12 protein-coding genes are annotated in these 15,147 nt (G+C 41.9%); 5 read left to right on the forward strand and 7 right to left on the reverse strand.

Translation table 11 applies throughout. The features are described from left to right. Window positions 1–656 precede the first annotated feature (656 nt). The 4 genes from V7K76_RS15775 (at window position 657) to V7K76_RS15790 (ending at window position 6,445) form a co-directional block, all read left to right on the forward strand. Complete coding sequence (locus V7K76_RS15775; protein ID WP_334780199.1) at window positions 657–1,889, forward strand: anhydro-N-acetylmuramic acid kinase; 1,233 nt, start codon at window positions 657–659, stop codon at window positions 1,887–1,889. 166 nt (window positions 1,890–2,055) lie between these two features. Further along, window positions 2,056–2,502 (forward strand): hypothetical protein, encoded by a 447-nt coding sequence (locus V7K76_RS15780; protein ID WP_334780201.1) that lies wholly within the window; start codon window positions 2,056–2,058, stop codon window positions 2,500–2,502. Window positions 2,503–3,045: 543 nt separating this feature from the next. Next, complete coding sequence (locus tag V7K76_RS15785) at window positions 3,046–4,059, forward strand: glycosyltransferase family 2 protein (protein ID WP_334780202.1); 1,014 nt, start codon at window positions 3,046–3,048, stop codon at window positions 4,057–4,059. 832 nt (window positions 4,060–4,891) lie between these two features. After that, window positions 4,892–6,445, forward strand: a complete 1,554-nt coding sequence (locus V7K76_RS15790) for a serine/threonine-protein kinase (protein ID WP_334780203.1) — start codon at window positions 4,892–4,894, stop codon at window positions 6,443–6,445. Window positions 6,446–6,875: 430 nt separating this feature from the next. On the opposite strand, the gene V7K76_RS15795 is transcribed toward V7K76_RS15790, so the two are convergent. From V7K76_RS15795 to V7K76_RS34610, 6 genes are all read right to left on the reverse strand, one after another. After that, the gene (locus tag V7K76_RS15795) at window positions 6,876–7,073 is read right to left on the reverse strand and encodes an NblA/ycf18 family protein (RefSeq protein WP_094348015.1); all 198 of its coding nucleotides are present in this window, start codon (window positions 7,071–7,073) and stop codon (window positions 6,876–6,878) included. A gap of 653 nt (window positions 7,074–7,726) precedes the next feature. Continuing rightward, complete coding sequence (locus tag V7K76_RS15800) at window positions 7,727–8,464, reverse strand: PP2C family protein-serine/threonine phosphatase (protein WP_334780204.1); 738 nt, start codon at window positions 8,462–8,464, stop codon at window positions 7,727–7,729. Window positions 8,465–8,481: 17 nt separating this feature from the next. Then, a complete protein-coding gene (locus V7K76_RS15805) occupies window positions 8,482–10,167 on the reverse strand; it encodes an ABC1 kinase family protein (protein WP_334780205.1) in 1,686 nt (561 codons plus the stop codon). Window positions 10,168–10,334: 167 nt separating this feature from the next. Then, on the reverse strand, window positions 10,335–10,661 hold the full coding sequence (locus V7K76_RS15810) for a DUF6825 family protein (protein WP_334780206.1): 327 nt from the start codon (window positions 10,659–10,661) through the stop codon (window positions 10,335–10,337). A 136-nt stretch (window positions 10,662–10,797) separates the two neighbouring features. Next, window positions 10,798–11,040, reverse strand: a complete 243-nt coding sequence (locus tag V7K76_RS15815; protein WP_335029863.1) for a hypothetical protein — start codon at window positions 11,038–11,040, stop codon at window positions 10,798–10,800. A 4-nt stretch (window positions 11,041–11,044) separates the two neighbouring features. Continuing rightward, window positions 11,045–11,197 carry an ATP-binding cassette domain-containing protein gene (locus V7K76_RS34610; RefSeq protein ID WP_334952753.1) on the reverse strand — a complete coding sequence of 51 codons (153 nt, stop codon included), beginning with the start codon at window positions 11,195–11,197 and terminating at the stop codon, window positions 11,045–11,047. A 345-nt stretch (window positions 11,198–11,542) separates the two neighbouring features. Between V7K76_RS34610 and V7K76_RS15820 the strand changes: the two genes are divergently transcribed. Then, the gene (locus V7K76_RS15820) at window positions 11,543–12,328 is read left to right on the forward strand and encodes a Uma2 family endonuclease (protein WP_334952751.1); all 786 of its coding nucleotides are present in this window, start codon (window positions 11,543–11,545) and stop codon (window positions 12,326–12,328) included. Between the two features lie 22 nt (window positions 12,329–12,350). Here V7K76_RS15820 and V7K76_RS15825 read toward each other — a convergent pair whose 3' ends face one another. Then, window positions 12,351–15,107, reverse strand: coding sequence for a CBS domain-containing protein (locus V7K76_RS15825; protein WP_335029865.1), 2,757 nt, complete (start codon window positions 15,105–15,107; stop codon window positions 12,351–12,353). Window positions 15,108–15,147 lie beyond the last annotated feature (40 nt).

Here is a 15,147-nt window from a genome sequence, read left to right on the forward strand (position 1 = left end):
CTTCTAGATTCCAACATCAGAGGGATTACTACTTTTTAATTTGACTATACTTAGATTAAAATGCAGGTTATTGGACTTTATTTAGAGGGTAATCACTGATATTTTGTTCTGTGATATCTATAGCTTTATGTAGAAGATGCAAAGTTGTCAGTGCTAAATTGTAAACAAGCTTCATTTATCGAAAGTGTCATTTTATGGTTTGCAGACAGTTTATGTTTTTAAGGTTATAGATCAAGAAGGCATGAGGCATTGTGCGATGCCAAACCATTTAAAATCAGTGCTTATCCCTTGGCTGAATAGTTTTTCAAGCTCAAAGATTAAGATTACCTCAGTTCTTCTTTCAGGTAATTACATAACCTGCATTTTGCTGTGTGGTTAACTTCACAATCTGTTTATGGCAACCGATTGCATCAATTTTTACAATATATCCAGATAGTTTTAATACATTTCATAACTCTGGAATTGCTGTAATTTCAAAATTATTCTTTTTAGTTCAAGGGAACTACAATGTTCTTTGATAGGTAGCTGTAGGCTGCCTCTCACCCTTTCCCTCATCATTCGTCTTTCTCCAGTCAACTATGCCGCCTGAGTTTTTTTGACATGGGTAGTAGTATGAAGTGAACTACCTCTTGCAATCAACAAAAGAATATTGATCCATGCATCCGACTGAAGAAGTTGCTGTTCCTACTCGCGTTATTGGTTTAATTAGTGGCACATCCGTAGATGGCATAGATGCTGTGTTGGTAGAGATTTCCGGCACAGAATCGGATCTCAAAATTGAGTTGCTAGCTGGGGCAACATATCCTTATCCAGCCGAACTCAGAGAAAGAATATTGGCAGTTGGTGTAGGCCTTGCCATCTCAATGGCAGAATTAGCAGAAATAGATGATGCGATCGCCATTGTCTTTGCTCAAGCTGCCCAAAATATTCAAATTGGTCATCAGCCAGCTACTCTCATTGGTTCCCACGGTCAGACAGTTTATCATCGACCACCCAAAGTAGGAGCAGGGGGAGCAGGGGAGCAGGGGAGCAGGAGGAGAGGAATGCCTCACTCAGCACTTAGCACTCCTTTGGGTTACAGTCTGCAACTAGGGCGCGGTGCATTAATTGCCCATCTTACAGCTATTACAACTGTGAGCAACTTCCGTGTTGCTGATATCGCTATTGGTGGTCATGGTGCGCCTCTCGTGCCTAGAGTCGATGCTTATTTACTCAGTCATCCCCAGGAAGGGCGTTGCATTCAAAACATTGGTGGTATTGGCAATGTTGCTTATATTCCGCCTCGGTATGGCGACTGGCTCTCAAAAATTCGCGCTTGGGATACTGGCCCAGGAAATAGTCTGTTGGATCTAGCGGTGGAGCATTTAAGTGCTGGTGCTAAAACTTACGATGAAAATGGTAATTGGGCAGCAAGTGGTACTCCTTGCGATCCATTGGTAGAACAATGGTTAAGCCAAGACTATTTTCATCTACCGCCGCCTAAATCCACTGGTCGAGAGTTATTTGGTGTGACTTATCTGCATCAGTGTTTAAAAGATGCCCAAGCATACCAACTTAATGCTGCTGATGTACTGGCAACTCTGACGGAACTTACAGCAGCTTCAATTGTTCATAGTTACCGCACTTTTTTGCCGGAAATGCCACAACGGGTACTATTATGTGGTGGTGGTAGTCGCAATCTCTATCTCAAACAAAGATTACAGCTGTTAATGACATCAATACCAGTCTGGACTACAGATGAAGTCGGCTTGAGTGCAGATTTTAAAGAAGCGATCGCCTTCGCGGTTTTAGCCTACTGGAGAAATTTGGGCATTCCTGGCAACCTACCTACTGCCACTGGGGCACCTCAAGAAGTGCTTTTGGGAGAAATTCAGCAAGGTCAGTCTTAAGTGCTGTTAGCAGATAGCTAAGGTTTAGCCCGTACTGAATGGGAAAGTAGGGAAAGAATTTCTAACTTTTAACTCCTAACTCCTAACTCTTAACTCTTAACTCCTAACTTAGCACTGCTATAACTGTAGTCTTGGCGGCACTCGATCAAGACAGGAAATATAAAATTTGGCTCATACTTTTTTATTAGAACCAGGACGCTGGGCAATGCAAGGAAATTGGCTGGAACGTAATGGTATACCAATCAGCGTTAAGGGTATGACCTTGGTAGCTTGGCATCGAGATAACTGGTTCACTATGGCCACAAAATTAATATTCCCAGGTAGCGATCGCTCCGAAATCTCTTTACAATACAAGGGGCGGCTGCATGAAGGAGAGCGCCAATATACTTTTTTACTACAACATAATATTTGGGGTCAGGTTGAAGGCGAAGGCTGGATTGGTTTAGATACTATTGTGCAGCGTTACTGGGTACTAGGCGATCGTCAGCGTCGTAGTGGCTTTGAAACCCTACACCGGATTTCGGAAGATACATATTACCTCAGTAGTGGCATTTTGGCTGGTCATTGTTTAACTAACACAATGGAAGCGAGGCTAGAGCGTCAGTCAACCTAACAAATGTCAATGCACAGCTTTACATCTAGTCCGCAAGCTTTCCGCTCAAACAACTCTGGCAACCTACTGGTTTCCCAACCTCCAATAGACCTCTTGCAAAAGTCCTTAACACCCCACCCCGCATTTCCTTTACTCAAATGCGGGGTGGGGTTCTTTATTTTTGATTTATGCAAGAGGTCTAATATCTCATGGCTGACCTTAAGGAGTTATTGTTTATTTTCACTGACCTACTAAGTTGTATATAATAAGTCAAATTACAGCAGATTTTAACTTAGTGAGGTACACAAATACCCCACCAGCGCTATCGCACACCCTGCCATTAGCAAAGGGAGGGTTGGGGATGGGTGTACCTCATGTAGTTGCAAAACGCTGTAAATCGTAAGAAAATACAGATGGAAAAATACCTATTTATCAGTTATCAGTTTTTCAACTTTTTTCTCTCCCTACAAGAATTTAGTATTGCTATTCTAAAAAACAGATTACTAAATTATCGTCAGGATTTTAGCATTTTTTACCGAACCATATAGTCAGGAGTTTAGTTTTGTGAATCCTAAAGTCTCTGTCATTATCCCTGCTTACAATACCGAAGCCTATATTGCTAAAGCAATAGAGTCAGTCTTAGAGCAAACATTTACTGATATTGAAGTCATCATTGTCGATGATGGTTCTAGCGATCAAACTGTAGAAGTAGCTAAAAGTTTTACCGATCAACGACTCAAAGTGATAGTTAACCAACAAAATCTTGGGGTTTCTGCTGCACGTAATCGTGCCCTCAGAGCAGCCCAGGGAGAGTGGGTTGCTGTTCTTGATTCAGATGACTGGTATGCTCCCGAAAGATTAGAAAAGTTGATATTGGTGGCAGAGGAAAAAAATGCAGATATGATTGCTGATGATCTTTATTTTATCAAAGATGGTGCAACATCTCCTTGGAGTACGTTGATTCAAGAAAGTGGAGAACATATAGATAAAATTATCCAAATAGATAGCGTTTATTTTGTAGAAACTGATGTCTATGGACAAGCTGGGTTACATCTTGGTTTAAGCAAGCCTATATTCAAACGAGATTTTCTATTTAAGCACGGCATTATGTACGATGAAACCATCAGTATAGCTGAAGACTTTTGCTTTGCTCTGCAATGCTTAATCAATGGCGCTCGCTTTTTTCTTGTACCAAAACCTTATTATTTCTATCGCTCACGCCCTATTTCTCTTGTAGGTCAAAATATATTGTCACGTCTAAATCAATGCTGCATATCTACTACTTCTTTCATGCAACAAGAGGTTGTGAAAAAAAATTCAGATTTAACATATGCTCTTTCTTATAATCTTGCAGTATTTAAAAAATATCTAGCTTACTTTCAAGTTGTATTGCCTATAAAACAAGGAAAATGGTTAACAGCATTGAGAGAAATGAGGAAAAATCAGTCTTTCTTTAGTGTTTTAATTTACAGATTTAAGAATATTATCGAACGTCGAATTCAATACTATCTAATGGGTAACAAATCAGTTTTTCACATGTCTTATAACCTACGCATAAAACGAAAAAACATCAATTAGTACTATAGGAATCAGGCTTGAATAATAACCAACAAGCTGAAAGAATTTTTTAAAAGTCGTCTTGTCGCTAGCAAAATGTTTTAGAGTTTCATAAATTCATGCTACTTGCTTCTCCTGTTCAAAGACGCTTTTCTACAATAGGTTCCGCCAACGGTTAGGTTGCTTGAGAGTCGGCAGATCCCCTCAAGGCAGTAGCTACCCTTAAGAAGAAGAACTTTGATTCCGGCTCTTCCCTTAAAAAGGCTAAGATCGTCTGAAAAACTTTTTATTAAACAAATCAGAACTATCCTAATAAGCTAGAGCATAGGGCTATGGATTTGATAAAATCTACCCAGTATAGTTTCATATTACCCTATCAGGCTTTATTGATATTCAAAACCCTACACTCATTGCTCAGTTCTCAGAACTCTGTGGTTGAGTATGGTACTCCCTAATTAAGGTTTTTGGTAGATACTAGAGTTATCTATTCAGTCAAAATTGGGCAAACTAAAACTACATCACAATTAAAGTGCAAAATGGTGTAAATAAAGCGTCATTAGAAGTATACCCTTTCTGCTTATTTGATCTGTCATGTTGCACCAAATGTAATAAACATCTCGGTTGCAAACTGCCAGATGGTGAAGCTAAAAGAGCTAGTGCAAGACTGCGGAAATAGATCAACCATTGGAAATTGCATAAAAGCCTATCTTATAAGCTTTTTAACTTCCGATTTCTGCCTTGCAGTACGAGCCTAGAAAGTTATTTATGGGCACAATAATATAATTCAGATATCAGTTTGAATGCACTTTCCCTCCCAAACACTTACAACCTGCTTTTGGAGTCGAATTTTCCTATGTCAGACCCTAACATTGGTCGCTTACTGAGCAAACGCTACCAACTCCAGGAGTTAATCGGTACTGGAGCAATGGGTCGGGTTTATCGTGCTAAAGATACTTTATTGGGAGGTGTACCCGTTGCAGTTAAGTTTCTTGCTCTATCAATCCAAAATGAAAAGATGCGATTGCAAGACCGCTTTGAGCGAGAAGCAAAAACCTGTGCTTTACTAGGGCAAAAAAGCATCCATATTGTCCGAGTTATGGACTATGGCGTAGATGACAATAATACCCCGTTCTACGTCATGGAATACTTACAAGGACAAAGCCTGAACAATATTATTCGCAAGGAACGACTGCCTTTAGCAAGATTCCTGAGTATGGCGCGTCAACTCAGCCTGGGATTACAGTGCGCCCATGATGGTATCCCAGTTGAGGGTACTATTTGCCCAATCATCCATCGCGATGTCAAGCCAAGTAATATGCTGGTGATTCAAGATCCCAGTTTCGGAGAATTGGTCAAGGTTCTAGATTTTGGTATTGCTAAATTATTACAGTCAGATGGCGACCATACAAAATTCTATTTGGGGACATTGGCTTATTCTTCTCCCGAACAAATGGAGGGTAAGGAATTAGACAACCGTGCTGATATTTATAGTTTGGGCGTCATGATGTTTGAGATGCTCACAGGCAAAATGCCACTGGTGGCACCAACTCACTCTTTTGGAGCATGGTATAAAACACATCACTATCAAAAACCACGTTCTTTTGCTGAGGTCGCCCCTGGATTAGAACTACCAAGAGAACTCGAAAATTTGGTGATGAGTTGTCTCGCTAAGGTAGCACGCGATCGCCCCCAAAGTATCAATGAAATCCTCAAAGTTCTAGCGTCTCTAGAAAAGCCTGAGCATACACGCAAAGTTAAACAAGACAGCCATGCCCTAGTTCCTACTACTATAGTTAGTCCTGAGCTTGAACAAAAGACAAAAGCCGATTTGCGGGTATCCTGGTCTAACGATGAAATCGCTCATGCCATTTCCTGGCCCCCCAATAAACCAATTGCCGATATTGTCTTTCCCCAGCCCATTCATATCACTGGGGAGGCTTTACCAGCTTTATGGGTGATGCTACCGCAGGAGGAAATTCAAAAACGCTTACTCTGTACCCGCTATAACCAATTTCTGTTCATCTCTCTTCCCCATCCCATGCTGCTATGGATTACTGTCATCTACAACCGTAAGCATGGCGCTAAATGGTTGCCTTACTACCTCGATCTCAAAAGCAGTCTTGGTCAAGAAATTGTGCGGTTACTACACCATACGGGTTACTACCGCTTGTTATTCTTTGCACGAGAAACACCAAATCGCTGTACCCATATCTTACTTTCCAGCGTTGCTTCTGCCCAGCGCCAACGACTGCAAGAGTGGGTCGCAATGAGTAACACGCTGGTGTCTTCTGCCGACCCGCAAATCAGTAAAAGTTTACTAAAAAGCGAGTACGAAAAAATTAAGCCTCAAATTATCACAAAACTGGAAAGTATTGACACAGATTCCCCATACGATCTTTGCAGCTAGGAATAATTTTTTAATGTTACTAAGGGCTGGTCACTGTCGGAATGTAAACTTTTATAAACAAAGTATATATAAAGATGTAAGTTCTAGTTATATGTATAAGGAGTGAAATTGGTAGCTGCTAAAGCAGTGCTATCTGAGTTCTCTCTGAATCTTCTTGTGTAGATATTCCAGGAAATTGTAAATTTACGCAGGTGTGGTTCTCAGACTAGACAAAACAAAAAAGAGTTTGGCCTACAATGGTAAAGTTAAGTCTAGACTCCAGCAAATATACCGTAGACAATGTTTACTATTTCCTTAGTTTTGTGAATTGAAATTTTGTGTCCCTCTTGTGGAGTTACTTATCGAAGTTGACGCCCCGACATCCCCAGCTCTTTTCCTCCTTGGAACCAAGCAAGAGAAGGAGGTCGCCCACTGCGACATTAGAACGACTCTATGCCATAGTGGAACCGGAATCTAAGCCCCACTGATGCTTCAGAAGTTCTTGATAGGTTGCCTCACGCACGACCATTTGCTCATAGAGCTTTACTAAAAAGTCTTTAGCTTGCTCGTGGCTCATATTTTGCACCTGAGTGGAAAATGAGCAGATGCTGAATTGCTGTTCCAAGGATAGTTTCATTGGTTGATTCATAATTAACTCCGAAAAAACAACGTGTAAACGTGTAAAGGTGATATCGATCACAGAAATCCAAATGGGATAATAATTGGACTGATACCTGTCCAACATTTGTTCCTCTGTATTAAGAAAGATAACAACTGTTTGACAGATTGCCTATATCCTAAATGTGGAATTTTTCTGATCTGATATCTTGCACCTAATCCTACTGATATACCACCCAAGTTAACCGAACCATATTGCTGAAAATAGGCTCTATTTAGTCTCAGATAGGTATAACTACCTCCCTAACTCATTATTGCTCGATCTAATTCTCCTTTGAGGGGAATATTAGATGCTGCCTTTAAGGTCTTGGTCTTTTTGCTTAAAAAACCTAAGATGCTGTCTGCTCCAGTATAGAGGAAGCTTTAGAGGGCAGGGATTTTAATGAGTTTGGGAAATGAATGGTAATAAGCGTGAATTATAGTCGCTTTACCTTATTACGTGCAAGATGTCAATTCACAAATTTATGCAAATTTAGCCTCATTAGGTGATTTTGGAGGCTAAAAATATTTGTATCAAATTGTAAAAAGGAAAAATGCTCACACTGAACAAATTACTGAGTATATTTACCGGATTAATCATTTTTCAGTTGTTCTTTATCTTGGAAAATGACCAATGACAAATGACTAATGACTATTTTCTTCGAGTGAGAGGATGACAACTGTGATGTTATCGTGCCCTCCGTGGTCTTTGGCAGCCTCAACTAGAGAGATGGCGGCTTTATCAAGCCAAGGAGTGTATTGGAGGCAGCTAGCAATCTTTTCCTCGACAAGTTCTTCTGTAAGACCATCACTACATAAGAGCAAGCGATCGCCAACTTTTACATCTAGTGGTTGCACATCAATCTGATGCAAGTCTTCACGCCCTAAACAGCGAGATAATACATGACGAAAAGGATGCGATCGCGCTTCTTCAAAGGTGATGTCACCGATTTTGATCGCCCGTGCAACCCAAGTGTGGTCTTCTGTTACCTGTTCTAATTGCAACTCCCGGAAGCGATACAGCCGGGAATCGCCAACATGACCGCACCAGGGGGACTCTGGGGCACGAAAAATTACCGCTACAACCGTTGTACCCATGTCGGCGCGTTCGGGATGGCTTTGCTGATCTTGCAAAATGGCTTCGTTAGCACCCCACAAAGCCTGCTCTAGCAGTTCTTGAGAAGATTTAGAAGATTCCCAATTGGCGACTAAATACGCCTGAATTTCTTCAGAGGCAATCCGACTTGCTTCTTCACCTCCGGCATGACCACCCATGCCATCGGCGACAATAAAAAACCGCCCTTCTGGGTCAATATAGTAAGCATCCTGATTATTAGAACGAATAAGTCCCGGATCGCTAAAACCCGTGAAATTAAGTTTCATAAATTTTACTGCAATAATTAATACATACGATCGTAACGGTCGAGGCGTGAAAGTAGTCGGATCATGATCGCTGAAAGCCCTGCTGCAATTAAAGCAGGCAGCAGTGCCAGCCATACATAATCCTTAACCACTAGGATAGTAGCTGAAAGCGTGAAACCACTGATCAACAGAGCATAGCTGATTGAGAGTTGAATACTGCTCTGTCGTCGCAGCAGGCGTTCAGTTTCTATAGACCGAACGCGCAAGCGCATGTCTCCCTGCTCTAGCTTTTCTAGTGTATCCTCTAATCTACGTGGTAGACCAAAGGCGGTACTACTTACCTGAGCTGCTTGGCGACTTAATTCGTTAAGAAAGCTATTCCCCTCAGAACCATTCATATCGGTCATAAGTTGCATTGCATATGGTTTGGCAACTTCCATAAAGTTAAATTCTGGATCTAAGCCTTTGCCTACCCCTTCTAGGGTAGAAAAGGCTCGCATCACAAAAGTGAAAGTTGCTGGAAATCTAAATGGCTGATTATAAGCTATTTCGTAAAGGTCGTCACTGATTGCTGCGACTGATTGGTTCTCAAAGGGCTTATCCATAAAATTGTCCAGCATATATTGGACAGAACGCCGTACTGGTCCCATGTCATCGGTTGGGGCGATCGCGCCTAAATCGATGAGAGACTGGACAACGCGATCGCCATCTTTTTGAGCAATACCAAATAGTGTTTGCATCAGTCCTTCGCGGACGTTGGACTTAATTCGCCCCATCATCCCGAAATCGTAGAATATCAAAGCACCGTTTGCACTAACGGCAATATTGCCTGGGTGAGGATCGGCGTGGAAAAAGCCACTATTAAGTAATTGTAGTAAGTAGGCTTGAGCGCCTTGACGAGCGATCGCCTTTCGATCCAAACCTGCTGCTTCTAAAGCTTCGTATTGGCTAATTTTAATTCCAGGGAGATATTCTAAAGTCAGCACTCTAGAAGTGGCATAACGCCAGTATACTCTTGGGACGTTCACCCAATCGTAGCCGCGAAAGTTCCGGCGGAAAGTATCGGCGTTACGACCTTCGTTAAGATAATCAATTTCTTCCCAAAGAATGCGGCAACATTCTTCGTAAATACCCAACCAATCTCGTCCCCGTCCCCATTTGGGATGGTTTTGAAAGTAGCGGGTAATTCCCTTGAGAATCTGTAAATCTATTTCAAATAACTTCTTTAGTCCAGGACGTTGCACCTTGACAACAACCGATTCCCCAGTATGCAGCACAGCTTTGTGTACTTGCCCCAAGCTAGCAGCAGCTAGGGGAATCGGTTCAAAACTATGGAAGAGTTCAGGAATTTTTTTGCCTAGTTCTTTCTCAATGGTCGCTTCTACTTGCTCATAGCTAAATGCTGGTACTTTGTCTTGTAACTTGGCCAGTTCTTCTACATATTCACCGGGGAATATATCAGCACGGGTAGAAAACAATTGCCCAACTTTGATAAAGGTTGGCCCTAAATCCAGTAGGGTATTGCGAATCCAGACTGCTTGGGTTTTGCGCCTTGTAGCTTGCTTTGCCTCAGTCACACCACCCGGATAACTCCAAGATTTGTTGTATAGCCAAAGTTTGAACAATAAGGTCAAAACAAAAGACCAAATGTCCACAAAACGCCGTCTGCTAGAGTATTTTTCCCGATTCCAACGGTATGCCTTCTCTGAATAACCTTGTTCCATATACTTTGTGTACCGTTGGTTTGCGACCGAATCACTTGGAAGAACAGACACTCTGATTCCTAAACTGTTTTTTTCTTTAAGTGTCCTTTGTCATTTGTCATTTGTCCTTTGTCCTTTGTCATTCGTACATAATTTTTCACCAATGACTAATGACCAATGACTAAAATTTATGCAGAAGTTCGGCGATAATGTTGCAATTCTGTTCGTAAGAGGGCAATTTCTGCTCTTAATTCGTCAATATCTGCTTGCAAGTCACCGGAATCAGAACTGGCTTGCCCAGTACTTGCGGTAGTTTGACCAGCATTAGCTGATTCTGTTGCTCGATTTGCCCGCTCTAGGACTTCTTCTGTAAACTGGCGCAGCTGCTCTCTAGCTTCTGCATCAAATTTGCCCAGATCGCTCAAAGCATCGGTCAAGGCGACCTCTAAACGCTCATTAACTACTTCTGCTACAGCTCTGCCTACGAAAAAGGCTTGCACAAGGGGATTACTCATAAATTTTTGTTACGTTGCACCGCAAGAGAATTATAACTTGCCTGTATGCTTTGCGGCTTCTGTTGTTGAGCTAGAAATTTACATGAGGCTATGCGCGACTTCCGCCTTGGTGAATAGAATGAGACTGTTGATCAATTCACGAGGGGGTAAATCCCCCGCTCCTCAAACCTTGGTTTTGCCTTGCTTTCCCACCCTGCAATAAATTGCGGGCTAATAGCTCAAGTGCGTTGAAACGCACTGAAATTCCTATTGCCAGAAATAGTTTAGTAATTTCTCCACCACTCAAGTTAGTAATTGGTAGTGACAGGTCAAGATTTGTATGAAATTGTGTTTGTAAAATCTCCTCAATATTCCACCATTCATCAGAGATAGAAATCAAAAAACTATGCACTGTGCCTGCTGTAATTTCTTGTCTGATAGTTTTGTGTCAAATAATAGACAATACCATGACGCAAAACTGAGCCTGTATTGGGGGTGAGTTGACTTGCAACTATCTTGAGTAGGGTTGATTTTCCTATTCCGTTGCGACCAACCAAAGCAATGCGATCGCCTTTTTTGGCAAAGCGTTAATGTAGTGCGCTAACCCTGGATCGGTATGCCGTCAAGCTTATCGCTTGAACAAAAAGATTACTATATATAATAAGTAACTATGAATATAGGTCAAACTATATCTACCAAACATATCGCAGAGTATTTCAATTGGTGAAAATATAGAAGAACTCATAATAGTTGCTTTGGCATCAGAAGACGATGAATATCAAGACAGAATAGTTTATTTACCCTTACCCTAAAAATAGGCGATTACCCACGGTATGCTACGCGATCGCTAACTACAAAACTGCTAAAATAAATCCATAACTACTTGATGCCGTATCCATTCTATGACCATAGTTCAAGAATTAGATGATCAAAAAGGCATCTGCCAAGATGTTATATTTCCCCCTGGTGATCTATATAGTGACGAGCCTCCTTTGGAAAGCGAACTTCATTTAGAGCAGATCATGCTCTTACTCAAATGCCTAAAATGGTTGTGGCGAGATAGAAATGATTTCTATGCGGCAGGAAATCTGACTATCTACTACAGTCCACGCCAACGAAAATCAGAACACTTCCGGGGGCCAGACTTTTTTGTAGTGCTGGGAACTGAACGTAAAACCCGTAAAAGTTGGGTAGTTTGGGAAGAAGATGGCAAATATCCGAATGTAATTCTGGAAATTTTGTCTGACTCAACAGCCAATACTGACAAAGACTTAAAGAAAAAAATTTATCAAGATACTTTCCGCACGCCTGATTATTTTTGGTTTGACCCTTACACACAAGAATTTGCAGGATTTCATTTAGTAGATGGAGAATATCAACCTCTAGAAGCAAGTGAAGAAGGATATTTGTGGAGTCATCAGCTAGGGTTATATTTAGGAGTTTATCAGGGCCTATTGCGGTTTTTTACACGAGATGGGCAACTAATACCAACACCTGAAGAAACAGCAGAACAGGCACAACAAAAGGCAGAACAGGAACAACAAAAGGCAGAACAGGCACAACAAAAGGCAGAACAGGCACAACAAAAGGCAGAACAGGCACAACAAAAGGCAGAACAGGCACAACAAAAGGCAGAACGTTTATCAGCAAAACTACGTGAGTTAAACATCGACCCAGATACAATTTAGATGACTGCGATCGCATAGAATCTCATCGGCTATCTCCTGTATTTACAACTTGATTAACATAATAATGTTGTGCTAAAAATTCCTCAGCCTCAGTCCGATCTTTAATCACTCCATCCAAGGTAGCAGCAAGTACATTATCTAATATTTGCCGATACTGGGGTCCTGGTTTGTAACCAAGTTTCTTTAAATCATTGCCATTCAATAGTGGCTGCATATTTGCCCAAACAGTTAAATACTGCCAAATTTGATGTCTAAGGGTAGACGCATGGCAGTTTGTCGTCAGATATTGCGGACTTTGCAAAGCAATTAAAATCAGCATTGGTAAATCATACTGTCGCAACAACTGCACTACCTGACTAGGGCGTTGGAAAGTGGGTAATGCTGTTATCACCTCAGTTTGCACTTGAGCTAAGTTATTCAGCCTAGCAATGCTATCCTCTGGCAATTGCAGGTTTTTTGCTACTTTCGCCCGATATTGTGGTGCTAGATGGGCGATTAACGCCTCTAAGCGCATTTCCCAATGGATGAGGGTTGGTTGCGGGTCAAATCGCCGCAAACAGCGTTCTAGCAAGCGTAATTGTTGTAGGACTTCCACATCCAGTTTCAGGGTAGGATGAATGCATTGCAATGCCCCTAAGTTATCGAGTAACTGCAAAGCCGATTTCCAGTAAGGGGCTTCTAGGATGTGTTTTAGTTCGGTTTTCAGTCGAGTTTGCAGGGCTGGAGTTCTGCTATTCTCTTGAGCAGTGCGATCGTAAACACCGCTGTTTATCGCATAGCGGATAAACTCTTCAGTTTGCGGTTCAATCTCAAATCCGAAGCGCACTGCAAAGCGCACACCACGATAAATCCGGGTGGGGTCTTCGATAAAGCTATTGGCGTGTAAAACCCGAATTTGTTTAGCTTGTAAATCAATTAAACCGCCGAAGAAATCAAGTAACTCACCAGCACGGGGATTCGTGAGCCGTAAGGCGATCGCATTGATGGTAAAATCTCGACGATATAAGTCTTGCCGAATGGAACTCGCCTCAACCTCTGGATTTGCTGCTGGATAAGGATAAAATTCCGTTCTAGCGGTGGCAATATCTACCCATAGAGAATCTAATTTCGGGTCTTTGTGCCATAACAAAGCAGCAGTTTGAAAAGCCCCGTGGATTTCTAAACGAGCCGTAGGGTAAAGTTGTTGCAGTGCTTTTGCTAGTTCCACACCAGCACCAACATCTGCTGATTTATGAAAGCCATCAACTACGAGGTCAATATCTTTAATCATCAAAGTGTCCGATGTTGCTTCCGCTAATAGCAAATCCCGCACCGCACCCCCGACAAGATAAAGATGCCAACCCCGTTTTTCTGCTTCTTGCGATGCGATAGTAAGTAATTGCCATAACTGAGGAGCAAGTTTATTTTGCAATTGCGGGAGATTAATATTACTTTTCTGTCTCTCCTTCTCTCCCCCTTCTCCGTTTTCATCCCTTTCCTGATGTAATTCCCGCAAGACATCAGTACGAGTGACAAGGCCAACTAACTGCTCATTTTCCAATACTGGTAAGCGTCCGATATCATAAGTCACCATTACCGACTCAATTTGTGGCAGTGTTGTATCTGGTGTAATTGTTTTCAGATTTCTTGTCATGTAGCCTTTGACTGGTGCATGACTAAAGCCGTGGTGTAAGACAATATCAAGATCCCGGCGCGAAATAATGCCTACTAGTTGGCCTTGAGTATCAACTACACATAAACCAGAGTGTCCATAGCGTAATAAAATACGCTGGGCTTCAGCAATTGTGGTTTCAGGTAAAATAGTGCGGACAGGAGAAGACATCAAATCCCTCGCGGTGGGGGGATGGGGAATTTGCGCTTTTATCCCGTCAAGGAGTTGTTTTAATATTGCTTGGGAATCCACCCCTCTTAGATTTAGCGATGCGGCTTGTGAATGACCGCCGCCGCCCAAGAGTTGGAATAATCGGTTAAGATTCGTTTTAGGAATTTGCGATCGCCCAATTACAGTTAAACGTGAATCACTTTCACCCAAAGAATACTCATTAGCCAACAGTAGGGCATCAATTTCGGTTAATTCCACAAGTTCCGATACCAGGCTGGATAACCCTGGTATAAAAGCATCGGTTTTTAAAGTTACCCAAGCAAGCGTATATCCGCGTAGACAAATATATTCTAAATTTTCCAGCGCCTCAGTTAATAGCTGCTGCAATTGCAAAGACAATCCAGGGTCACGGTAGGTAGAAATTACCGACAAACTGGCACCTTGTTGCATCAACCAAGCCAAAGCTAAGGCATCCCGTGGCGTAGATTGGTCAAAGGTCAAGGAGCCAGTGTCAACATGGATACCCAAAGCCATCACTGTTGCTTCAGCAGGAGTCAGAGAAATATGCTGTTGTTGCAATTGCTCCACAATTAAAGTTGTGGTGGCTCCGACTGAAGAAATATGCGATCGCGTTGCGGGAATATCTGATTCTTGTCCTAAGTGATGGTCATAAACTATAATCTCTTTTAAATTGGGTAAATCTAACCACTCAGCAGCCTTACCCAAGCGATCGCGCTGTTGTGTATCTACCACAGTCAGAGAACGAATTTTTTCGGAATTCACCGAACGACGTTCAATCAGAGGATATTCATCCCGATGCAATGCTAGAAAATCCCGTACCGGAGGGTGAGAACCGCCAGTCAACACAATCTTACTTCCCGGTAGTAGGCGCGTTAACCCTACCGCCGCTCCTAATGTGTCAAAATCTGCTGTTGTGTGGCAAAGAATTAAATCCATACTTCAATTAGCCATTAGTCATTAGTACTTAGACAAAAGG

Origin of the sequence: Nostoc sp. (genome assembly GCF_036917975.1) — a bacterium.
In the GTDB taxonomy this organism is placed as follows: Bacteria; Cyanobacteriota; Cyanobacteriia; order Cyanobacteriales; family Nostocaceae; genus Nostoc.

What these genes read in the sequence shown, in the direction of transcription:
- V7K76_RS15775 (WP_334780199.1), top strand. Translation starts at nt 657, where the DNA reads ATGCATCCGACTGAAGAAGTTGCTGTTCCTACTCGCGTTATTGGTTTA.
- V7K76_RS15790 (WP_334780203.1), top strand. Translation starts at nt 4,892, where the DNA reads ATGTCAGACCCTAACATTGGTCGCTTACTGAGCAAACGCTACCAACTC.
- V7K76_RS15795 (WP_094348015.1), bottom strand. Translation starts at nt 7,073, where the DNA reads ATGAATCAACCAATGAAACTATCCTTGGAACAGCAATTCAGCATCTGC.
- V7K76_RS15800 (WP_334780204.1), bottom strand. Translation starts at nt 8,464, where the DNA reads ATGAAACTTAATTTCACGGGTTTTAGCGATCCGGGACTTATTCGTTCT.
- V7K76_RS15805 (WP_334780205.1), bottom strand. Translation starts at nt 10,167, where the DNA reads ATGGAACAAGGTTATTCAGAGAAGGCATACCGTTGGAATCGGGAAAAA.
- V7K76_RS15810 (WP_334780206.1), bottom strand. Translation starts at nt 10,661, where the DNA reads ATGAGTAATCCCCTTGTGCAAGCCTTTTTCGTAGGCAGAGCTGTAGCA.
- V7K76_RS15820 (WP_334952751.1), top strand. Translation starts at nt 11,543, where the DNA reads ATGACCATAGTTCAAGAATTAGATGATCAAAAAGGCATCTGCCAAGAT.
- V7K76_RS15825 (WP_335029865.1), bottom strand. Translation starts at nt 15,107, where the DNA reads ATGGATTTAATTCTTTGCCACACAACAGCAGATTTTGACACATTAGGA.